Origin of the sequence: Mesorhizobium sp. M7A.F.Ca.CA.004.06.1.1 (assembly GCF_003999135.1) — a bacterium.
Lineage (GTDB): Bacteria > Pseudomonadota > Alphaproteobacteria > Rhizobiales > Rhizobiaceae > Mesorhizobium.
On record NZ_RZPQ01000004.1, the window covers coordinates 1 to 20305 of the forward strand.

26 protein-coding genes are annotated in these 20305 nt (G+C 57.7%); 15 read left to right on the plus strand and 11 right to left on the minus strand.

Annotated elements, in window-relative coordinates:
* The 5 genes from EN906_RS37685 to EN906_RS00880 all read left to right on the plus strand — a co-directional run.
* A partial coding sequence (locus EN906_RS37685; protein ID WP_206529064.1) for a hypothetical protein occupies nucleotides 1–209 on the plus strand: 209 nt, incomplete at its 5' end.
* A gap of 475 nt (nucleotides 210–684) precedes the next feature.
* Nucleotides 685–1617 carry a lipid kinase gene (locus EN906_RS00865; RefSeq protein WP_127266453.1) on the plus strand — a complete coding sequence of 311 codons (933 nt, stop codon included), beginning with the start codon at nucleotides 685–687 and terminating at the stop codon, nucleotides 1615–1617.
* Nucleotides 1618–1781: 164 nt separating this feature from the next.
* Nucleotides 1782–1958 carry a hypothetical protein gene (locus EN906_RS00870; protein ID WP_127270404.1) on the plus strand — a complete coding sequence of 59 codons (177 nt, stop codon included), beginning with the start codon at nucleotides 1782–1784 and terminating at the stop codon, nucleotides 1956–1958.
* On the plus strand, nucleotides 1955–3196 hold the full coding sequence (locus tag EN906_RS00875) for a hypothetical protein (protein ID WP_127266455.1): 1242 nt from the start codon (nucleotides 1955–1957) through the stop codon (nucleotides 3194–3196). The genes EN906_RS00870 and EN906_RS00875 overlap by 4 nt, the downstream gene beginning before the upstream one ends.
* On the plus strand, nucleotides 3183–3806 hold the full coding sequence (locus EN906_RS00880) for a hypothetical protein (protein WP_127266456.1): 624 nt from the start codon (nucleotides 3183–3185) through the stop codon (nucleotides 3804–3806). Before EN906_RS00875 ends, EN906_RS00880 begins: the two co-directional genes overlap by 14 nt.
* 4 nt (nucleotides 3807–3810) lie before the next feature.
* On the opposite strand, the gene EN906_RS00885 is transcribed toward EN906_RS00880, so the two are convergent.
* Genes EN906_RS00885 through EN906_RS00895 form a run of 3 tightly spaced genes read right to left on the minus strand, consistent with a single transcriptional unit; the run spans nucleotide 3811 to nucleotide 5957 of the window.
* Nucleotides 3811–4275 (minus strand): GtrA family protein, encoded by a 465-nt coding sequence (locus tag EN906_RS00885; protein WP_127266457.1) that lies wholly within the window; start codon nucleotides 4273–4275, stop codon nucleotides 3811–3813.
* Entirely contained in the window at nucleotides 4253–4945 is a 693-nt protein-coding gene (locus EN906_RS00890) for a class I SAM-dependent methyltransferase (RefSeq protein ID WP_127266458.1), read from the minus strand. Before EN906_RS00890 ends, EN906_RS00885 begins: the two co-directional genes overlap by 23 nt.
* A complete protein-coding gene (locus tag EN906_RS00895; RefSeq protein WP_127372400.1) occupies nucleotides 4920–5957 on the minus strand; it encodes a glycosyltransferase family 2 protein in 1038 nt (345 codons plus the stop codon). Before EN906_RS00895 ends, EN906_RS00890 begins: the two co-directional genes overlap by 26 nt.
* Before the next feature lie 285 nt (nucleotides 5958–6242).
* Between EN906_RS00895 and EN906_RS00900 the strand changes: the two genes are divergently transcribed.
* On the plus strand, nucleotides 6243–6674 hold the full coding sequence (locus tag EN906_RS00900; protein ID WP_127266459.1) for a hypothetical protein: 432 nt from the start codon (nucleotides 6243–6245) through the stop codon (nucleotides 6672–6674).
* Nucleotides 6675–6932: 258 nt separating this feature from the next.
* On the opposite strand, the gene EN906_RS00905 is transcribed toward EN906_RS00900, so the two are convergent.
* Both EN906_RS00905 and EN906_RS00910 read right to left on the minus strand, forming a co-directional pair.
* Nucleotides 6933–7430 carry a metallophosphoesterase family protein gene (locus EN906_RS00905; RefSeq protein WP_127266460.1) on the minus strand — a complete coding sequence of 166 codons (498 nt, stop codon included), beginning with the start codon at nucleotides 7428–7430 and terminating at the stop codon, nucleotides 6933–6935.
* 39 nt (nucleotides 7431–7469) lie between these two features.
* Complete coding sequence (locus EN906_RS00910) at nucleotides 7470–7775, minus strand: hypothetical protein (protein WP_236383244.1); 306 nt, start codon at nucleotides 7773–7775, stop codon at nucleotides 7470–7472.
* 454 nt (nucleotides 7776–8229) lie between these two features.
* Between EN906_RS00910 and EN906_RS00915 the strand changes: the two genes are divergently transcribed.
* Together EN906_RS00915 and EN906_RS00920 are read left to right on the plus strand one after the other, a co-directional pair.
* Entirely contained in the window at nucleotides 8230–8538 is a 309-nt protein-coding gene (locus tag EN906_RS00915; protein ID WP_127266462.1) for a hypothetical protein, read from the plus strand.
* A 41-nt stretch (nucleotides 8539–8579) separates the two neighbouring features.
* Entirely contained in the window at nucleotides 8580–9425 is an 846-nt protein-coding gene (locus EN906_RS00920; protein ID WP_127266463.1) for an SIR2 family protein, read from the plus strand.
* Between the two features lie 245 nt (nucleotides 9426–9670).
* On the opposite strand, the gene EN906_RS00925 is transcribed toward EN906_RS00920, so the two are convergent.
* Nucleotides 9671–10180 carry a DUF892 family protein gene (locus tag EN906_RS00925; RefSeq protein ID WP_127266464.1) on the minus strand — a complete coding sequence of 170 codons (510 nt, stop codon included), beginning with the start codon at nucleotides 10178–10180 and terminating at the stop codon, nucleotides 9671–9673.
* A gap of 909 nt (nucleotides 10181–11089) precedes the next feature.
* Between EN906_RS00925 and EN906_RS00935 the strand changes: the two genes are divergently transcribed.
* The 4 genes from EN906_RS00935 to EN906_RS00955 all read left to right on the plus strand — a co-directional run bounded on the left by EN906_RS00935 (nucleotide 11090) and on the right by EN906_RS00955 (nucleotide 12989).
* A complete protein-coding gene (locus EN906_RS00935) occupies nucleotides 11090–11383 on the plus strand; it encodes a DUF768 domain-containing protein (RefSeq protein WP_127266465.1) in 294 nt (97 codons plus the stop codon).
* Between the two features lie 684 nt (nucleotides 11384–12067).
* Nucleotides 12068–12268 (plus strand): hypothetical protein, encoded by a 201-nt coding sequence (locus tag EN906_RS00945; protein ID WP_127266466.1) that lies wholly within the window; start codon nucleotides 12068–12070, stop codon nucleotides 12266–12268.
* 9 nt (nucleotides 12269–12277) lie between these two features.
* Nucleotides 12278–12499 (plus strand): hypothetical protein, encoded by a 222-nt coding sequence (locus tag EN906_RS00950; RefSeq protein ID WP_127266467.1) that lies wholly within the window; start codon nucleotides 12278–12280, stop codon nucleotides 12497–12499.
* Nucleotides 12500–12755: 256 nt separating this feature from the next.
* Nucleotides 12756–12989: a hypothetical protein gene (locus EN906_RS00955; RefSeq protein ID WP_127266468.1), complete on the plus strand. Its 234-nt coding sequence runs from the start codon at nucleotides 12756–12758 to the stop codon at nucleotides 12987–12989.
* Nucleotides 12990–13111: 122 nt separating this feature from the next.
* On the opposite strand, the gene EN906_RS00960 is transcribed toward EN906_RS00955, so the two are convergent.
* Both EN906_RS00960 and EN906_RS00965 read right to left on the minus strand, forming a co-directional pair.
* Nucleotides 13112–14503: a phospholipase D-like domain-containing protein gene (locus EN906_RS00960; RefSeq protein WP_236383246.1), complete on the minus strand. Its 1392-nt coding sequence runs from the start codon at nucleotides 14501–14503 to the stop codon at nucleotides 13112–13114.
* Nucleotides 14445–14891: a low affinity iron permease family protein gene (locus EN906_RS00965; protein WP_306663753.1), complete on the minus strand. Its 447-nt coding sequence runs from the start codon at nucleotides 14889–14891 to the stop codon at nucleotides 14445–14447. Before EN906_RS00965 ends, EN906_RS00960 begins: the two co-directional genes overlap by 59 nt.
* A gap of 683 nt (nucleotides 14892–15574) precedes the next feature.
* Here EN906_RS00965 and EN906_RS00975 point away from each other — a divergent pair.
* From EN906_RS00975 to EN906_RS00985, 3 genes are all read left to right on the plus strand, one after another.
* Complete coding sequence (locus EN906_RS00975) at nucleotides 15575–15823, plus strand: hypothetical protein (protein ID WP_127266469.1); 249 nt, start codon at nucleotides 15575–15577, stop codon at nucleotides 15821–15823.
* 110 nt (nucleotides 15824–15933) lie between these two features.
* The gene (locus tag EN906_RS00980; RefSeq protein WP_127266470.1) at nucleotides 15934–16218 is read left to right on the plus strand and encodes a hypothetical protein; all 285 of its coding nucleotides are present in this window, start codon (nucleotides 15934–15936) and stop codon (nucleotides 16216–16218) included.
* 97 nt (nucleotides 16219–16315) lie between these two features.
* A complete protein-coding gene (locus tag EN906_RS00985; RefSeq protein WP_127266471.1) occupies nucleotides 16316–17272 on the plus strand; it encodes an NAD(P)/FAD-dependent oxidoreductase in 957 nt (318 codons plus the stop codon).
* 796 nt (nucleotides 17273–18068) lie between these two features.
* Here EN906_RS00985 and EN906_RS00995 read toward each other — a convergent pair.
* The 3 genes from EN906_RS00995 to EN906_RS01005 all read right to left on the minus strand — a co-directional run bounded on the left by EN906_RS00995 (nucleotide 18069) and on the right by EN906_RS01005 (nucleotide 19515).
* The gene (locus EN906_RS00995) at nucleotides 18069–18311 is read right to left on the minus strand and encodes a hypothetical protein (RefSeq protein ID WP_164748697.1); all 243 of its coding nucleotides are present in this window, start codon (nucleotides 18309–18311) and stop codon (nucleotides 18069–18071) included.
* Nucleotides 18312–18524: 213 nt separating this feature from the next.
* A complete protein-coding gene (locus EN906_RS01000) occupies nucleotides 18525–18761 on the minus strand; it encodes a hypothetical protein (RefSeq protein ID WP_127266472.1) in 237 nt (78 codons plus the stop codon).
* Between the two features lie 19 nt (nucleotides 18762–18780).
* Entirely contained in the window at nucleotides 18781–19515 is a 735-nt protein-coding gene (locus tag EN906_RS01005) for a Crp/Fnr family transcriptional regulator (protein WP_127266473.1), read from the minus strand.
* Between the last annotated feature and the right edge of the window lie 790 nt (nucleotides 19516–20305).

The window sequence follows — 20305 nt, forward strand, 5'->3', positions numbered from 1 at the left end:
CCTTTGCGCGCGTCAACGATTTCTCGGCACGTTTGACGCACAACCTTGAACTGCCAAGTTCGAAATCCAGAATTTCAGCCATCGTTCCCCTTCCTATGCGGTTGCGGTCCCTTCGGCTGATAATTACGGCTGTTCTGTTTGGTTCCGGCCAATCGCGACCCGGCTCCAGATTTTACAGGAGCCAGGCCGATCTGGTCCTGCCGATTTAAATCTCTCCGGCAATGGGCTTGAGCGCATCTTCTGTCGCAGGCTCCAGCGGGGCGCGGCAACGTTCCGGAGCAAAGCGGCGCGCCGAAGGACGATCTGAAATCCGCCCCGGGACATATCCGCGATGCGATCGACCGCGCTTTCAAGCTTTCGCGCGATAGATAGGCGCGCCGATGATCATGGAAACCTTCGACCATGTTCACTCCGAGGAGGTTTCAAGTTGTTTGGGGAATGACATGTGCCGGCCAAGTGGCCTATCTCACGCATCGCCAGCACCTATGCGATTGCCAAGACGGCTGTGCCGGCGTGACGGTCCACGAACTCGAATAGCGATCCTGGGGACCGCTGGATGTCGCAAATTGCGCCGTTCGCAACGTCGCGGCGGAGGTAGGTCCGGTTTGAGTCGAAAGCTTCGGTTGCGGTCGAATGAGCAACCGCCCTATGTGCATGCGTCATGACCATCGGATCGATCTTTGAATGAGCAAATTAGCCACAAGGCGCGCATTGCTGCTCCTCAATCCAAAGGCGCGGCGCGGCCAAGAGCTGATCGCCCCGATTGTGGAGCGGCTGGAGCGCGGCCGGCTTTCTGTCGCTGTCGAAAAGTTCGAGGCGTTGCCGGAGATCGCTCGTGACATCGTTCGCTTACGCCAAACGGCCGACCTTGTGGTCGTGTGCGGTGGCGATGGTTCGGTGTCGGCGGCGGCGATGGCTGTAGTGGAAAGCAGCCTGCCGATGGGCATTATTCCTATGGGAACGGCTAATGACCTCGCTCGCACACTCGACATCCCTATGGATCTTCTGCAGGCCGCTGACGTGATCGCGCAGGGCCGACTCCGGCAGATCGATATCGGCACGGTCAATGGCAATGCCTTCTTCAACGTTGCGAGTATCGGACTCAGCACTGAACTGGCGAAGGGTCTGGATCCCACTTTGAAGAAGCGTTTCGGCAGGCTCGGCTATGCGCTGGCGGCGATGAAAGTGTTGACGCGGGCCACGCGGTTCCACGCGAAGATTGTTGAGAAAGGCACGTCGACCGACGTCGAAACCTACCAAATTGCGGTGGGAAACGGTCGTCATTACGGCGGCGGCAACGTGGTGGAAGAGACGGCCGAGATCGATGACGGACATCTCGATCTTTATAGCTTGGAAATGACGAACCTTTGGAAGCTGGCGCTGATGCTCCGCTCCTTCCGGTCTGGAAGGCATGGCGCCTGGCGAGAGGTGCGCACGGCTAGGTGCGTCGAGTTCGACATCGAGACGGAGAAGCCGATGCCGGTCAACACCGATGGTGAGATCGTCACCTCGACACCAGGCCATTTCAAGGTCCATCCAAAGGCGATCTCGGTCTTTGCGCCTCCGCCCGTGGGCATTCGACGTCGCACAGAAGGAGCATTCGGTGCGGACCTTTGATTTGTCGGGCGACCATCCCGGTGTCAAGGCTGCGCGATAGCTCGTCCGGCCGCCGAGGCACGCATGATATCGTGTTCTCGACGCGCTTCAAAGGTGCCTTCCCATCGCCGCTCGAATATTAGCAACCTCTTGACGACCGCCGACCGCGCTCCAGAATCTCTCAAATGGCGCGGGAACAGACTGGCATCGATTTTGGCCACGAGGTGAGGGTGGGCGGCGTCACCCGTCTGGAACTGCTCGACGACGATGAAGATGGCAAGGCCACGGTCGGCGGTTTGGTCACGGCCGAAGCTGGCCCCCATCAGGGCATGGGAACGCGCCCCGCCGGTGCTCGGCGATGAAAAAAGCCAGGACTGACAATCTCCTCACGGCCATCAAAAGCCCCGGCCATGCGCTGTCGATGAAGGATCCAGCGCATGTCGAGATTTTCCCCGACTACATAATCAACAAGCGCCACATGGTAGCGGCAGCGGTGGTGGCAGTCCCGCTCCTGTTCGGTTTCACTGGCCTTGCTATTCGTTATGCCGCTGTTGCTTCAACGTTGGCAGAACCAGGCTTCGAGTCTTATGCTCGTGCGCTCTGCCGATGGGATTGCCACTGGTATCTGGATATTTCCGAACGCGGCTACGAGCGCTTTCCCATCCCAAACCAAAGCAACGTCGGACGATGGGGCTTCTTTCCATTCTATCCGATGCTGGTAGCGGTGATCCGGGCGATTTTCCCCTTCGCCACGATACTGGTCGCGACGATCACTTCGATTGCATGCAGCTACGCCGCGTGTCTGGTGGCATGGCCGCTGTTGGAGAAGAACATGCGGGCCTATGTACTGTACTGCGCTTTTCTGCTTAGCGGCCCGTTCTCCTTCCACTTCACAACTTTCCTTTCCGAACCTCTTTTCGTGCTCCTGACCTCGATTGTCTTCCTGGCACTCAAACGCTCCAGCTATGCCGTCGCTGGCATCTCGTCAGCGCTCCTTTCGGCAACGAGGCTCGTTGGGGTCCTTGTCGTCTTTGCGACCGTCATTCAAATGTTCCAGCAGCATCGAGAACGGGGCGGCTCACCACTCTCCTTTCCGCGTTGGGTGCTCGGTCGACCGGATCTGCTCGTCGCTATCTTTATCTCGCCTGCCGGCTTGTTTGCCTACATCCTGTTTTTGTATGTCACTGTCGGTGACGGCTTTGCGTTTCTGCACGTCCAACGCGCCTTTGGACGAGTGGCTGGGAACCCGCTCCTGTTTCTATGGGACGGGCTCTCAGCATTTCCCAAGACCGGGTGGCTGCCCACGGCGCCGCAATGGAGTGCGCTCGCAGCGATCATCGGGCTGGCGCTATCAGTCGTGCTGGTGGCTCGCAAGCAATATGGCGCTGGGGTCTTCTGCGCGATCTGCATTCTCGTGCCATTGATAACGAATCTGGCCTCCATGGTCAGATACGTCATTGGGCTGGCGCCTCTGATAATGTTGATGGCCGTCCTGTTGTCGGCGTCGAAACTGATCTGGCTCGCCGCTTTGGTTCTCTTCCTGGTCGCCTGCTATTTCATGACGGCGGCATGGATTGGAGGCTACCTTGCTTTGGTCTGACACCCTCAATCCCCGTGGACGCGCCATCTCGCTTGGCGCTTACGCGCTCGCCGCGGTTCTGGCCGTGTCCGAACTCGCCATCCTTGCGCTGGCTCTCCATCCGACTGTCCACGCCGACTATCGTGCCTATTACATCGACCGCACGACGACATGCCTCAACCGCGATGCCATTGGCAGCTACTCACTCGGCCAGACAGTGTCCTTCCGGTCCGATGGCGCCAAACGGGCAGCCGGCATGAAAGTTTGTGGCTGGTCGGGGCCGGTAGCCGACGGCACGCATTCACTGGGCGAGACCTCGCGGCTTCGCCTGCAGATACCGCCGCTTCGCGACGGTCTCAAGGCAACGCTACAAATGGCCGCTGTCATTCGTCCGCCACAGACGACGCAGAGGGTAATAATCTCGGTGCATGGCGTGTCCGTGCATAAGGTCACACTGTCGGGCAAGCAACCGATGACCGTCTCGTTCGTCATTCCGCATGCAGCTTTTTCGAACGCCAGCACGTTCGAAATGACCTTTGACTATCTCGACGGGATCCCGCCCAGCCAGGCCGCCAGCGACATTTACAAGCGCTCCATCAAATTGGTGTCGTTTCGACTGGACGCCATTTAGAGCATTATTGCCTCTGGCGGGAGCGATTGCCGTGCCGACCGGGAATGCGTCCGGCAAAAACCCACCGGTCAAGCACGAAGAAATTGATGCCGGGGACAAGCAAGCACGTAATCAGCACGGGAATGATGAGCGGCAAGCCCAGCTTTACCGTCAGCAACGCCGGCGCCCCATAGGCAATGGCCAAGCCTGTTGCCCCCAGCAGGAGAAAACGCGGAGCTTCAGTTCGATGCGATCGGCCCGACACGAACGTCAGGGATTTGTGAGCCAGATACGAAAACAGGGTGGCTGCGGCATATGCCCCAAGCGAGGCATGGATGGGCGTTAAACCGAGCCACTCCGATTTGGAAAAAGCAGCAACCAAAGCGGCATACAGAAGTGTGGCAGCGATGCCGACCAGGCCGAAGCGTGCCAGTAGCTTCAGGGAGTCGTCGCCGGCAGGCCGATGCTCATGCATGCGCACTACACGCATACTGTGCCCCCAGCGGCAGGGGGGCGAGCGCGCGTTCGACTTTTCGGGCCAAGGACCTGCCCGACGGCAGCAGCAGGAAGTGCTCGGATCGGATGTTGCTGAAGCCTGCTTCTTGAAGGAGGGACGCTGTTTTGGCTGCGCTGAGCAGCACCGCGTCATGGTCGAAGGGACACCGGAACACAGCCAGACGCGTCAGCGGGTTATAGGGATTGTGCTCGATGATGCAGGCGACACCGCCCGGGCGCACGACGCGCCGCATCTCGCGCATGAACCCGAGCCAGGAAGCTGGCGGTACATGATGGACGACGCAGCTGGCGAAGGCCAGATCAAAGACCCCATTGTCGTATGGCAGGTTCAGGCTGGTGCAGGCCCTGTATGTGACGCTCGGATTTTCCTGCCTCGCACGCAGGATCGATTCCTGCGAGATGTCACAGCCGTCCAGGCACTCGAAGGCGCCTTTGAGATAGGGATGGAGCACACCTACGCCGCAGCCGACATCAAGCACCCGTACTTCCGAGCCGGCATGACGAAGCCCCCGCTCGATCACAACGCGTCGCAGCAACTCGGCCTTCGCCATGAGAAAGAAGTCGTGCTTAAGCCCTGAAAAGCGGATCGATCCCTGGACCGTCTCACCATAATTGAATCTATAGCTGTCGAAGGGTTCGGACATTGGCCGGGACTCCAATCCGGGATTTTCGAGGCGAGCGGCGGCTCTTGCCCGGGACGGCAGACATCGGCCGGTCGAAGCCGGTGAGGCGATCGATCACGTAAAGCGGGCGCCGTTTTACTTCGGCGTGGATGCTGCCGACATACAATCCGACCACGCCGGTCATGAAGAGGTTGATGCCGCACAGGAGCGACACGATCATCACGGTGGATGTCCAGCCGGCAACAATGCCGGTTTCAAAGGCCCAGGCGTAGATGGCGTAGGCACCAAAGGCTACGGCCAGCGCAGAAATGGCCAAGCCACCCCAGAGCGCCAGGCGCAGCGGCTGCTCCGAGAAACTGACGATGGCGTGCACAGCAAGATGCACCATCTTCCAGAATGGGTATTTGGTCTGGCCATGGGCTCGTGCCGGGCGCTCGAAAGACACCGACGCCTGCTTGAACCCCATCCAGCCAAACATGCCCCTGACGAAGCGATCCTGTTCGGGCATCTGCCTGAAAGTTCTCAGCGCTTTCGGACCGACCAACCGGAAATCTCCAACGTCGCGCGGAATGTCAACGGTCGTCATCCTTTCCAGCAAGCGATAGAAGAGACTTGCCGTGAAGCGCTTGAACCAGGATTCGCCCTCGCGTTTAACGCGCCGGGCATAGACAATTTCGAAACCTTCCTTCCACTTCGCCACCAGATCGAGAACCACCTCGGGTGGGTCTTGGAGATCGGCATCCATGACGATGACGGCATCCCCCTGGGCGGCGTCCATACCGGCTGTGATTGCTATCTGGTGCCCAAAATTGCGGGAAAGCTCGATCAGCCGAAAACGAGGCTCGGCGGCGACCACACGCCGAAGGTAAGTGACGCTGCCATCGCGGCTTCCGTCATCGACGAAAATAGCCTCTGTCTCACCGTCCAGCTGGTGGATTAGCAACCTGATCCGCTCGATCAGACGAGGCAGCACTTGTTCCTCGTTGTATATCGGCAGAACCAGCGAGTAGCGCAGCGACACGTTCGCTCTCATCCCGGCACTTTGGATTACAGAGGCCTCCATGCCGATCAAATGAAACGCCAGCCTCAAAGTTCCATAAGGCATTACTAATTTAATTTGTTGTTGTAGGCGGGTGGCGAGCTGTTCGTTCTGAACGGCTTCGGTCTGATTTGGCATGGGATATCGTTTCGCGCGCCGGCGGAGCAATGCGCTGTTTCGCAATCATTGTCGGGCAAGTGGCCGCCTTACCAGCTCTTGTCAGCGCGTCGGCGCGCGATAATTTTTGAGGGGAAGGGACTTCGACCAAAGGAGCCGACGATGGAACACCAAACTTTAAGCCAACTGCAGACAATTGCAGAAGTAGAACCCCTGTCGACATACCCGATCATGACCCGGCAACAGCGCATTGAGCGCTGGGCAGAATTGCTGGAACAACATCCCGAGCGACGCCTGACAGCGCTTACCGGCACTGAGCATCTGAAGCGGGAAGCTCGCGACGCAGCGCGCGGTGAGGGCTCGCCAATTACAGTGGCCTTCGAGGACCCGCTACTGCGTGCGTTAGGCCTGAAGGATGACACCTATGGGGCAGCAAAGCGCTTCTTCGAACTGTCTGACGGGGAGTTGCACGACATCGTCTGCAGTTGCCATGTCGGAACCACGTTCAGAGGGCAGTGGGCTGCCGCCAGAGTCCGCCGGTCAATCGGAGGGAACAGGTTTCTTAAGTGGCTTAGAGAGAGAATGTGGCACTGAGGTCGCCAAGGACGGCGATTGAAGCTCGTTTCAAGCGAGGTGGATGAACGATTGGGGCGCCAGTGGAGCGCCGTGTTGACGACGGGGGTCGGCGCCGTCCCACGGCTGTGCAGACGGGTGGGGCGCTCCTCGGTCCCAGTTTACTCGCGGTGCGTTCCAGCATGGCTGCAATACTCCAGGGGCAGGATTCTGGAATCCTGTTTGCGGCTAGCATCACCACGTGAAGACATCGATCGTTCGCCATCTGCTGCGCTAACCTCAATCTCGGCGGCGCCTGGCCTGTATGGCAGCAAAGGTGACTGGGCGAAAATCCCAGGCGTCGACGCCGACGTCGTGCTGGCGCGTCATTGGCTTCAGCCGGCCATGAGAATGGCCGTGCAGGTTTATCGATTTCTTGCCGATCTTGTTCCAGGTGCGGAACGGGTAGTGGCAAAGAACCAAGAAACTGCCCTCGACAGTTAGCTCCTTGTAGTGTTGCACGCTAGCCCAAGCCGAAGCGCGGAGCGTTACCATGCCGTCGTTGTTGCCGATGATCAGGTGTTTGGTGCCGTGGAGGCAGGACAGCAGCGAAGACACTGTCTCGGCCGATCCCTTGGCGAAGTCGCCGAGGTGCCAAACCTCGTCATTTGGAGCAACAGTCTCGTTCCAAAGTTCAGTCAGTGCCTGGTCGTGCGCCACCAATGAACTGAAGGGGCGGGGGTCGAGCCGCAGAATGCGGGGATCGTTGAAATGCGTGTCGGAGGTGAAGAAGATCATGCGCCGCCGCTGGCTGAGATGAGCGCTCGACGATCGCTTTTAAGTTCGGTTGCCGGAGCGGCTTTTGGGTCCATCATCGATCCTGATTTGGGCTTCCCTGAGCATCTTGAGTGCCTCTTCCTTGGTGAGGCCGCACTTGCGCGCAAAGTAGAGAGCTTCGATCGCCTTTTCACGATCTGTGGCTTCTGTGTGCTGTTTAAGCTTTTCACATCGTTCTCTATCACCTTTTGATGCCACCGAACCATCACGGTGCCGGGTTGTTCCCATCCATCGGATCTGCTGACCTGCGGAGCGCCGCTGCCTGATGTCGCCGATAAACGAGATCCCGAGACCTGTAGCAGGCATCAGCTTGGTCGTTTCTATGTGGCCCGTCTGGGAGGCACTGTCGGAGCTCTAAAGTTGCCGAACGCTTTGCGGCGGTTGCTTTTGGCTACGAGCGGGCGCGGCAGGCATCTACTGCCGAAGGCGGCTCGAGCTCGCGGAGGAACCATGCATCGCGCTTTTTGAATCGCAGTCTGAAGACCCAACCGCGATCACCTGGTGCGCCCGACGGTAGGACAGCGAGAAGCCTTGCCTCTGCCTTTGCAAGGTTGCCATGGCGATCCGGAACCTCGAGGCATGTGGAGAGTTGTCCAGCAGCCCAGCGGAGATCCAAGGGCGCCATCAGATGCCAATCCCGGCGTCGCCGCGCAGCCGAAACGCTCTAGCAAGCCGGCAACTCCATCACCGGCACGGCACAAGGCCTCCGGAGCAGGATTATCTATCGACGGGCTCCCAATGGTATGAAGGACAATGGCCCATGAACGTCGCCAACCTGCAATTGGAAGGTTTGCTTATGGCGGTCGCGGCCGTCAATAACGCCTTGGTCCGCAGAGGCCTTCTCTCGGTCGATGATATCGACACGGCGTTGAAAAACGCGGAAGCCTCCTTCACGGTTGATGAGCGCCTCTTCGAGGATATGTCGCCGGCTAACCGCGACGCAGTGTGTTTCCCTTTGCGGCTTTTGCGGCTGGCTAACACCGAGCAGTTCGAAGCGAGTGTGCCACCGTTTTCCGAGCTGGCCAGGCAGGTGGGGATCACCAAGGAGCCTAATAACGACCAGATGTGAGGGAGGAAGGTCGACCTGCGCGGGTGGCCTCGAAAGACGTGATGAACGATGACCCTGTAGATTCGCTCGCCAACGCAATTCGGCATCGCAGCGCAATTCTGTTTGTTGGGGCAGGGGTTTCGATCAGCGTTGGATTACCCTCCTGGGAGAAGCTGATAGAGCGAATGGCAAAGGAGCTCGGCGTCGACGACGAATTTTCCACGCGACGCGATCGTTTTCAAACCCTGGCCGAGTACTATCGCATCAAGCATGGCAGCATCGGGCCACTTCGCAGTTGGATGGACAGAAACTGGTCCGTCCCCAAGGACCGGATCGAGAAATCCGAGTTGCATCGTCTCATCGTGAGGCTCGACTTCCCTGTCATCTACACAACTAACTATGATCGGAATCTGGAACTGGCTTATGAGATATACGGTCGGGACTACGTGAAAGTGGCCAATGCACGCGATGTGGCGCAGGCCCGCCAAGGCATTACCCACATCGTCAAGTTCCATGGTGATTTCGACGAGGATTCGTCCCTCGTCCTCACCGAAACGGACTACCTCGATCGTCTCTCCTTCAATTCTCCGCTGGACGTGCGTTTTCGCTCGGATGCGCTCGGCAGCACGATCCTCTTCATTGGCTATAGCCTTTCCGACCCAAACATTCGGTTGCTGCTGCACCGTCTCTGGCAGACGTGGCATCGGTCCGGCTATGAGAAAGATCGCCCGCCCTCGTTCATCTTCATGACCAGCCGAAACCCTGTGGAGGAGGCCGTGCTTGGACGTTGGGGCATTTCGGTCGTGGTCGGCGAAATCGACGAGCCGCAAGCTGCTTTGGTGGACTTCCTCAGCCGGCTGGCGGAGATGGTTGGGGATGGGGAACTGTCGCCAAAAAGTGGGCGATAGCAACATCCGTATGATGGGCAGTTCGGCGGGCTCTCAAGGAGCGGCACATGGCAGAGAATTCCGTCCGGAATTTCAAGTTCAATTGGCCTCAAGGATACTATCGCGGCACGGAGAGCTAATCGGAAAACTTACTCACGCACTGCCTACTTTGAAGTGCCTTTCAGCGGTAACGGCTTACCTCGATGCGCCTTGCGCCGAGCTTCGGCGCAAGGCGCGAGCTTGTTTAGCGATACGCTACCGGCTGATCAACGCTTGGCGTTTTCACTCTCCGAGTCGGCCCGCGCCAGGAACTGCTCGGTTGTCGTTGGAATATGGCTTTTCAACCAGTCCGCCATTGCGACTTCCTCACGCAGGTTCTCTTCGCAGACCTGGGCGACCTCTGCTTCACGCAGCGATTTGGCAGCGGCGATAAGGATTGTGTAGGAGGCGATTTCCATGTGCTCGAACGTGTAGCTTGCAAGCGATCCTTTCATCACTTCGTCACCGGCGAAGACACCGCTGAGCGACTGCGCCATTGCCGTCAGCTTGCCGCCGGCATCCTTCAGTGTGGAAGATCCTTGTCCGATGCGGTCGAGACAGGTTTCCAGCCGAGCAGCCTGCTGCCTGGTCTCCTGGACGTGCTGGCGAATCCGTTCGCTGAGCTCAGGATAGTTCTCAATTCGGTTCAACTGCCCATTCAACATGGTCTCGGCCTGCTCTTCCATGGCGTGAGCATCCCTGAGCCATTGGACAAGCCATTCGCGCGATTCTGACATTTCATATCTCCGTCATGGGTCGGCCAGAACTTTCAAAGGGAGATATTGTTCCTCATCGGTTGAACCGCGGAGTCAGCCTGTATCGCGAGCCTTGCTGGTCGGCGCTGCAATCAGGCTCTTGGCACCAGGAGAGAATATCGCGGTGCGGGCACTGCCGCTGTGTCTCAGCTGGCAAACGCATTTCTGCAGAAATGACCGGACCTGCTGCCTGTCGCGGGTTCGGCGACGGATGGATCTCTGTTTCGCGTCGGCTCGTATTCTGATGCCCGCGCTGCCATGTAGGGCTATGCTGTATCTCTCCCGAGCGGCTTGGCATTTTACGGTTCACTTGCGAAATCTACCCGTAGCTGATGCGCTCCAGGGTCGAGGCATGTTCACCTGCGGAGATCTTATCGCACGAAGGGATCGCAATGGAACGTCAGGGCATTTCGGAGGTTGGTAAGGAAGTTTCGCAGCTAAGGAAACGAGCCATGACTTCTTCAGACAATTCTTCAGCTGGCATATCACCACGCCCCGAAAAATCGGACAGCCGGACCTCGTCTAAGCCGGCGACACCGTCACCGGCCGCAGAGAAAGTCTCCGGAGCAGGCCCTGCGATGGCCGAGCATTCGAAAGACGCCAAGGCGCCCAGAGGCGGTCGTCAGCCTGGGGCATATGTCAAGGATTAGACGGCCGAGCTGTTGAGTTTCGGCTGCCCGCTACAGTCGAAGGAGGTTCCTATGCAGATGATGGGAATTTTCGTCAGCCGAGACCAGGCTTCGATCGTGGAATTTCGAGCGATCGTCTGACGAGTTGTCGCCGCGCAGACGAATTATCGGGATCATCAGCCAAGCCCACCATGAGCATACCCCATGGGAAAGTGAAGGCGTGGCGGAACCGCCGCGCTTAATCCGGCGGAGGAGTTATCCGGTGAACGCGACCAAAGAGTTTTTTGAAACCTGGCTGCAGGAGAATGTCGGCACTCTTGCTGGCAAAGAGGATGTGAGCTTCGCCGTGCTGGCCCAGCAATTCGAGCAGGACGCCGAAGCGGCCGGTTATGGTCGCGAGGTGCGTGAGGACGAGCTCGGAAACATTGAACATGCGATCGAGCAAGCGCTAAAGAACGCCCGAAGTGACGTGCAGGGTGGCGCCGATGGCCAACCCAGCGATGCGACAGCCCTCATGGATGCGCTGGAGGTCGAAGATGCCAAAAGTGGGCCGTAGGCTTTACCAGATTAGCTCTATTCGTTTGTCGAAGTTGCCGGGGTAGTCCTATGGAGCAGTTTCGCAAGGACATGGCCGCCTTGGCAGAGCCAGCTTTCTGGGTGACGATAGGCTTGCTTCTGGTTCCGTATGCGCTTGGAACCGTGCTCCTCGTTTTGACCTGCGGCTGCCTGTAGGTTGACTGCAGAGACCCCCGGTAGTGGTTCAACGACCCTAGGGCCGAATTCTATGCAATACCGAGCTTATAACGTTTCCGTGGGGTCCCTTGCTCCAGCAAAGTGTGAACGATCGCGTCGCGAGAAAAGTTCATCGTCGACACCAGGCTCTTTGCGAGAGGGGAGAAGGCCGCCGTTCATGTTCAGGCGCCGACGCTATCTGTGCTCTCATAGTTCCAGCTACGGCCCCCTATCACAGTGCTCCGATCACACTTAGCATCCGCGCGTTCCTTACATCGAAAATAGCCCTGCAGCTTGCGAGTTGCCTTGGAACACTTGTGTCATATCGAAGTTCGGCCCCCTAGGAGAACCAAGATGGCCATGACACAAGCTGCCAACGACAACCAGCCGGGCGAGAAACCGGAACATGCAACCGAAACGTCACTCAAAGCGGCAATAGACCAGTTTAGGGCGGGACGCAGGTGCAAAATGGCACTACGGGCGACAAGAATCGGGGTGAGGCACTGAGATGCCGCGGATCAATCATGACGGTCGCAACGAGAATACCACATCCGCTGCAGCACTCATTATCGACAAGGAACGTGCTGAGCGCGCCGCCAAGACGGCGCGGTTGAAGGAGGCTCGCCTCGCACAAGCCATCACGCCCGGTCCCAGCCAACGCAAGCCGCGTGTCACCAAAAAGGTTCGCAGGATTTTTGTTGCTGGCTAGGAGGTGTCCGTGACTCGCAATCACGACAAGGAAAGATACGACCGCGCCAAACGTATCAGCCAAGAGATGCTGGACGCTGAACGAGCCGAACGCGCCGAGAAGACGGCGCGGCTGAGACAAGCAAGGCTTGCACAGCATCCGGTGAAATCACCGCCGGCGCAGCCGCGAATGCATCGCAAACCCATCCCGGCTCTCAAAAAGAGAAGCCGTAAGGTGATTGAATTCTTTTAGGCTCTCTCGCTCGCCTGCAGCACCATGCAGGAACACCGTCCGGACTTAACAGGCCTGGCGGCAGGGGCTTTCACGACTTGCTCCAGCTCGATCCGTACACATGCTGCCCTTTGTTGGTTCATCCCCCTGCAGTTGGTGAATCCGGCGCCATGTTCGAACTTGCATAAGTTAATGACCTCTTCCCAGAAACGAGTCATGCATGGGCTCGCCGCCCAGCATCTGCGGCCTTGATTTAAGTCGAGTCAAAGGGGCGTACATGACCTACGACACCGCCAGTGATCAACCTATCTATCCTGAAGGGTTGAGATTGCTGGAATCGGTCCTCAAGAAGCTTTGCGGGGAAGCAGAGATTCAACTGATCTCTTACAACGCCGAGCAGATTGCGGCCGAGCTCATAAAATTATTCCAGAGTGGCATGAAAGACGAAACGGTTCTGCTGGTCGTCATGCGGGCGCGGCTGCGAAAAAGGCCGGTCTTGGCGGTCGGCTAGTCTCTCTCACCGTCATTCCACGATCCACGGCTCAGCGTTCGATGGCGACTTGGCGAGCGTCTTAAGCGTACGATGCCGCGCGATCTCGCGGAGACTTCTGCATCTCTGGAACCTCGCCATCGTTAGAGCTGCGAGCGTAGCCTGCTGGCAAAGTAGTCGGTGACCTTTTCGCTTAGTGGACGCGCTTGCCATTCTTCCAGACTGACTGGCCTTGATCGTTTCAGGTCCTCGTTGAAGATGTCTATTTGCGTTCGCGCGAATTCCATGCCGTAGACGTTCAGGGTGGCCTCGTCATTGAGGCGCAGGGAACGCTCATCCAAATTGGCCGAGCCAACGCTCACCCAGACCTCATCGACGATCAAGAGCTTCGGGTGGTACATTGTGGGTTGAAACTCAAAAATGCGCACACCGGCTTTGAGCAATTCGCCCCAGAAATAACGTGAACCCTTTCGCACTATGGGCACATCCGTCAGCCAATTGGGAACGATGACATCGACCGAGACGCCTCGCTTCCTTGCATCAAGAATCTGCTGCAGGGCTATGTCGTCGGGCACGAAGTAGGCCATGCCGATGCGCAGATGATCCTTGGCCGCGGCTATTGCTGCCAACATCATCAACTCCATGTTCTCCGAGCCGTTTGGCTGCGAAGAAAGTATCAACTGGGCATCGATCCCACCAGCGGGCGCAACTGCAGGGTAGAACTTCCCGCCCTGCAATGTCTCGCCGGTCGTCTCAAGCCAGTTTTCCGCGAACGCCGCTTGGAATGCGGACACGGCGGGTCCTTCGATCCGGTAGTGCGTGTCGCGCCATTCATTCGAGTTGCGTGCGTTCCCGCGCCAATTATCGGCAATGCCGACGCCGCCAGTGAATGCTATCCGGCCATCGACGATCAGCAGTTTGCGATGGGTTCGGTTGTTTACTCGGTCCAACGTATACCAGCGTAAAGGCCGATAGCGTTCGAATCTCACACCGGCAGTGGTCATGATGTGGATCAAGTCCTCGTCGAAGGGAAGGCTGCCAACCCAGTCGACGTTCACACGGACTTCCACGCCTTCGCTGGCCTTCGCCGCCAATGCGATCGCGAACTCGTAGCCGATGGCTCCTGACCAATAAATATATGTTTCCATGTCGACGCTGGATCGAGCCGCCCCGATTGCTTGCAGCATTGACGGAAATATTTCGTCTCCGTTGATGAGAGTTTGGACCGCATTGGAATCGAACATCTGCCCTTGCGAATAGCTGCTCATCGTCTTGGAAAATTGGGGATCCGTAGCGTCGAAACGATGGGGAACGATTGATCGTAGAACGCGCGGCTCTGGAGTAAGATTTATGATCAACACCGTGAGCAGGCTGGTCATGGTGGCGATGGCCAGATAGATGAGCACCTTTCGCCAAAGCTCAATGCCGGAGGTCTTCTTGCGGGCGCCTGACGCCACGGAACCGAGAGGCTGCACGTCAATCGCCCCGCTGCTGGCGATGGCGATGCTTTTCGATCTCCTCGGGCTCTTCATCATCGATCCGCGTGATGTTTGAAGCCGCGTGATCTGACCGCAGAATCTCGTCAAGCTTGGCGTGGATCGCTTGAGTGTCGCGGTGCTCCGCGCGCTGGATGAACAGCGTCATCGCCCAAGTAAACAATGTTGCGGCTCCGTGCCAATCCAAGCTCTGTCGCTCGAAGATCATCCAAAGGATGGCGTAAGCCAACAAGACCAGGAATGCAGCGGGACGGGAGGTCAATGTGCCAATTGAGGTAAGCACGCTTGTGACCGAATGATTTGCCATTCCAAAGAACTCGCGGCAGTGCCCCTGGTTCCCACGAGGCATCATACCGCCCCGCCGTGATTCAACAAAAGGTACAGTTGAGCAGCGCGCGTTTTCCAGGTGTCCTGCATCGACCTTCACATGTCATGGTCTCGCAGCGAGCACGGTCTCGATTTGGATAGTCTCGCAGCGGTGGGTTCAGCAATTCGCTCATATCGGAGACGTGGCGATTCGGATTCGGCCGCTTCGGCCCCAGCGATTGCTGGCGAGAAAAAGGCAAGCAGTCGCTTGGTAAGTTCCGCTGCACGTTGTTCCCCATCAATCGCGCCGGTTACGAGTTGGTGGACGTTTTGCTGTTCTGAGCTTGCGCCGCACAAGGACCGAGCCGCCGATGATGACGGCTGGCATATTGTTGCGCGATGCCATGGTGAGCTGTCCGACACCATCTCCTGTGTCCGACGCGGGTGCTCTTCTGCTTCCTTCGGCAACTTCGTCTATGTCACGTTGTTCAGCATGAGTGTCAGCAGCATGAACGATCTCGTGAGTTGCCCCATTTTGCCCGCGGTTTGGTCGGACTAAATAATGCGGCCAGTCGCGAAGAGTTATAGGCGTTGGAGTATAGGGCTTCGCCATCAACATCCTTGCGCGAAGGTTAAGCGATGAATGGGCCATATGGCGATTTTCATGCATGAACACCGGCCGAGTGCATCATAGTTTAATGACAATTGGTGGGCTGCCCCGCATAAAGCCGTGGTCAGCGGCTGTGTAACGGGTTTCGCTGCTTGGGAGCGACGATCGCACTCTCGCCCATTCGGAGGAGCCTGATGCTTAATCGAACCATCCGCATGCACACGGACGCTCTCTACCCCAGTGACCTGAACATCCTTCGCGCGGCATTTGACGCGCTGTGCCAGGAATTTGCTATTTTGCCTGACACGGCGGCCGCCTATGCCGTGGCCAGAGAGCTGATCAGGCTATTCCAAACAGGAATGACCGAAGCGGCCACGCTGATGATTGCCGTGCGAGCACGTTGGCGGGACGATTGGGAGATGGCAGGCAGCAACGCTGCCTGACGGTAGATGGTGATGCGCACACCACCCGCTGCATCCTTTTCGACACCGCCGCGTTGACCATCAAACCTGCCAGAAATGGCCGATCCGCTGGCACGTGACTGGAGCAACCGATGCCGAAATTTCGCTTCGAGTTTATCGAAGGCATGTCGCAGCCAGCAATCTTTGCCGATATGGCTGATCGAGACGAGGCTATCAGAGAGGCCAAGCGCGCTGCCAAGGAGGCCATGCTCGACGGAATTGTCGATGGCGTGGACCCGACCAGTTGGGTGACGAAGGTTTATGATGAGGCAGGCTATCTCGTCGCTACTCTCGGATTCCAGGATCTGGTCGCCGCGCCCAAGGATACGGAAGAGCTCAAGGAAACAGAGGAGCCTGGCGTCTTGCGATCGGGTTGAAGCCTGATTTCTACGCTGTTGCCATCGAGTCAGATGTCCCGAGACCGCCCTTTGAACATCGCACGAACGAAATCGTTCGCCGTTAACGCGCCGCACTATGCACAACAGCCACGTCAGCCGACCGACCGCCGAGACCGAAGATGTCCTGATCGTTGGAGGCGGGCCGGCGGGATTGACCGCCGCTCAATATCTTGCGCGTTTTCGCCATCGCGTGCTGGTGATCGATGCCGGCGATCCTCGTGCCGCCTTGATCCCAACGAGCCATAACTGTCCTGGCTTTCCCGAAGGGATAAGTGGAGCCGATATTCTGGATCGCCTTCGACGTCACGCCACCTTGTATGGAGCCACTCTGGTTGAGGGGCAGGTCTACTCCCTCGCCCCTGCCTATCGGGGGTTCGTCGCTGAGACCTCGATCGGCGCAATCCGGACACGCAAGGTGTTTATGGCGACAGGGATCACCGACACGACACCTGTCATTCCGCGTCTACGCGAAGCAATTGCCGCAGGTGTGGTTCGACTCTGCCCTGTATGCGACGGGTATGAGGCGATCGACCAGAAGATTGCGGTCGTCGGGCACGACGAGAGAGCCTTTAAAGAGGCTATTTTCCTCAGTCGGTTTACACCACTTATAACGGTGCTTGGAAGCGACGCATCCGACTTTTCGCCCAGCACTCGTCGTGCCGCGAGGGCAAGAGGCATAGTCATCGGTGACGCTCTCGACACACTCTGCCCGACAGCAGACGGTTGCGAGGCGATTTTGAAAGATGGGACGTCATCCCGCTTCGATGCCATTTATCTGGCACTGGGGTGCAAGGTACATTCTCAACTCGCCGAGGTGGTAGGCGCAAGATGTTGTGAAGAGGGCTATGTCACAGTCGACGAGCATCAGCAGACTTCCATCCAAGGCATGTACGCCATTGGTGACGTTGTCAAAGCGTTGAACCAGATAGCCGTCGCTTTTGGACAGGCTGCCATTGCCGCGTCGCATGCCCATAGAGAGCTTGAGAGCGCCGAGCGGACTGGATTTGCGGATCAGCCTTCTCAACGAACATGAAGACCACGCGGCTGATCGAGCTCTTGGCTGCCTTGATGGCGCGTGCCAACATCTCGACGGCCGACAAGGAGTTGCCGTAACTGGCCGAGAATGTCGATCCCGAAAGGTCATGATACTCCCACCGACAGTTTACAGCCGCGGAACATTCCCTGCGGTAAGAGGTTTGGCTGCAGGCCTACAATCCTTTCTCATTGTCTGGGCCTCGAGGCTGTCGATGCAGCTTCGGCCCGTCTCGGCTTTGTCTGGGGCGGGCTTTCGTGGCTCTGGCAACTCGGCGCGCCAAGCCATTCTTTCTGTCCAAGATCATAACTGCCATTCTCAACTTTAAACGCACAGCAAGCCCAGAAATTCCCGTCAAGGAAGAGGCTTTCCGGATATGGTTGAAGGAGATCACACGTAGACCGGTAAAAGGCCGTTGCTGGCTCGGGCTGGGCCTTTTTGTTTAGTGTCCGAAAAACGCGCGGAACATTCTTTCTTGTCTAGCGTTAGCGCGCGCCGGACGACCCGTTCTGCGATCTCTTGCTGGCCGGCGTCAGAGGCTGCAACCACAGCTTCAGCCCGCCTCGGCCCCCTCTAGAGACGGTGGCGCACGGGAGCTGAGATGCGATGCATAGAGACGCCTTCACCCCATCAGAACTTGCCCTGCTCAGTCGCGTCTTTGCACGCAGCAAAATTAAAAACGAAACCGCAACAGAGGGAACGGCGCGCATCACGCATTCTGGCTTACTACCAGGCGGGAATCACGGATGAGGATGAGCTGGAACAGCTTTCTCGCCAACCGCTGGGAAGGTGACGACTAGTCTTCCTTCTTCAGAGCTTCCGCCTCGTCTTTGAGCTTCGGCCAATCGGCTCCATGCTTGCGAAGCAGCGTTCGGGCCTGCTCGGGGTCAATTTCCGTGACCTCGACAAGATGTTCGACCTCAAGCTCCTGGCCTTTCGCAACCCGGCTTGCTTCATTCGCTTTTCTTTGCACGTCGACACCCACCCACTGCTGAGACAACATGAACGAGCGCTGAGAATGCGCGTTCCAGAACTTCATACAAAAATACGCGACACCGATAAAAAATCGGTTGGATGGGCCATGTATGAGACTGTGAATTGCCGATTTCTTCGTGTGGGAGAACCCGAACTTGTTCGTCGGTCGAAATGGCGGCGTCTTCGGGCGATAGTCCGATCACGCGGCGTTCCTCGCCGCTCATGCCATTCGATGTGCCGGCACTCGGCAGCATTCTGACGTAGCAAGTCAGGCACGTTATCTCATCAACTTGATCTGAAGCGAGATGCTCAGCCGCAGAATCCTGTCGCCGTTTTCGTTCCGCACTTCAACAAATACTTGCTGCCCGTCCACCTCGGTAAGCACATCTCTCGTAAGGTCGATAAGGCCCTCGAAGCCCGCGCGGCGCACCTCCTCCAGACCGGCACATTCGATGCCGATTTCGTCCTCGATGACCACATCGTGATCGCCACTATCAAAGAAAAATCGTGCCATCCGAGAGCTTCCGTCACCACTAAGCTGCGGGGGTCCTTTGGTGCAGGTAGGTCGTGTCGAAATCACCTGCACGAGTGAGGCCGGGCCAATCAAGAGCATGCACTCTTGACCCCGTCGTGGCGATGAGGCCCCTACGTCGAAGTTCCTGAAGCATTCGGTTGACGTGGACTGTAGACAAGCCCAATGCATCGCCAAGTGCTGCCTGGGTAATCGGAAGATCCGCGACGTGATCCTGAATGCGTCCAACCGAGCGCAAGCGAAAGATCAGTTCGCACAAGATGTGAGCCATGCGCGTGTATGCCTCGCGTCTTCCCACATTCGTTACCCATTCTCTGTAAATCGCTGCATCGATCAGCGTCGACCGCCAAAAAGCCGTCGCGATTCGAGGATGCTGTTCGCAAATGGTGCGAAGAGCGTCATGTCGCATGAAGCCGAGTCTGGCTGCTGTCAGGGTCGTAAAATTGCAATCCATGACCGACAGATGCAGTCCGTGCAGATCGGGAATATCTCCAGCCACAAAGAAGGATGTAATCTGCCGTTTGCCATCGCCGGTAAGTTTGGTTGAACCGAGCAGGCCATCCAAAACCACGAACGAATTGACAGGGCGGTCACCCTCACGCACCAGGTCGTAGTTGGCCAAAAAATCCTTCTCCTGAATCTGGATGCCTTTCAAAACCTCGATATCGCCCTCTCGGAGATCCGAGATGCTCTGGAGCTTGCGAATAAGGACATCCAAGGATGAGGTGGGTGACAAATTGGCTACCTAGCTGATGTTGATTATCGAACTTGCATTCGCTTCAAAAGTTCCGAGTAGCCGTAAAGAGGCGCCGGACTGATGGTCGGCAGTTGGGAACTCAAGACGCGAACGCACCCAGGACCTTGGCCGGGACCTCAGTGCCCAGCGCCAGAGGGTTGAGGCCCCGTTCGGTTGCTCGCTTGGGGTGCGGCAACGCTCCCGACGTGAATATGCCGCACCCTTAAGGGAGCCGCCCGAGCCGCGCATTAACCTATGACATAGGCTGGGTTCGAATTTTTGACGTCACATCAGGGGCTCCAGCTCCGTTGAGCCCGCCAGAATTCCGCACAAGCCACAAGAAAGAAAGCGGCAGGCGAGAAAGGGGTGATAATCCCTTAGCCATCTCGCGTTTGGCTTGCGATTGACACGCACCCAAACCGAGGCAACGCGGTATGTGATTATGCGGTAGCCGAAGGGAGATAGCGAATGAAGAAGACCTATCAGGAGGCTCATTTTGACAAGCGTGAGCGACTGTCGGCGGTGAGGGCTTCGCCCAGCTCATCGCCCCTCAGCTCGGGGCCGACTGACTAAAGGCGGCACTAATTGGTACTACAAAAGGAAGCTTGTTGGGGCCGGCCCTTCTCCAAGTTGCCTGTCTCTCAAGGCCCCTGCCTCCCGGTAGCGGGCTTTTGCATTGCTGGTTCCCCGGAAGAGCCGGGAAGTCCGCCACATTGCGTGGAACATGCCGTATCGCGGGGAACATTTTAGCAAACTGTAAATTCAACGGTCTTCTGGTAGGAGGCCAATG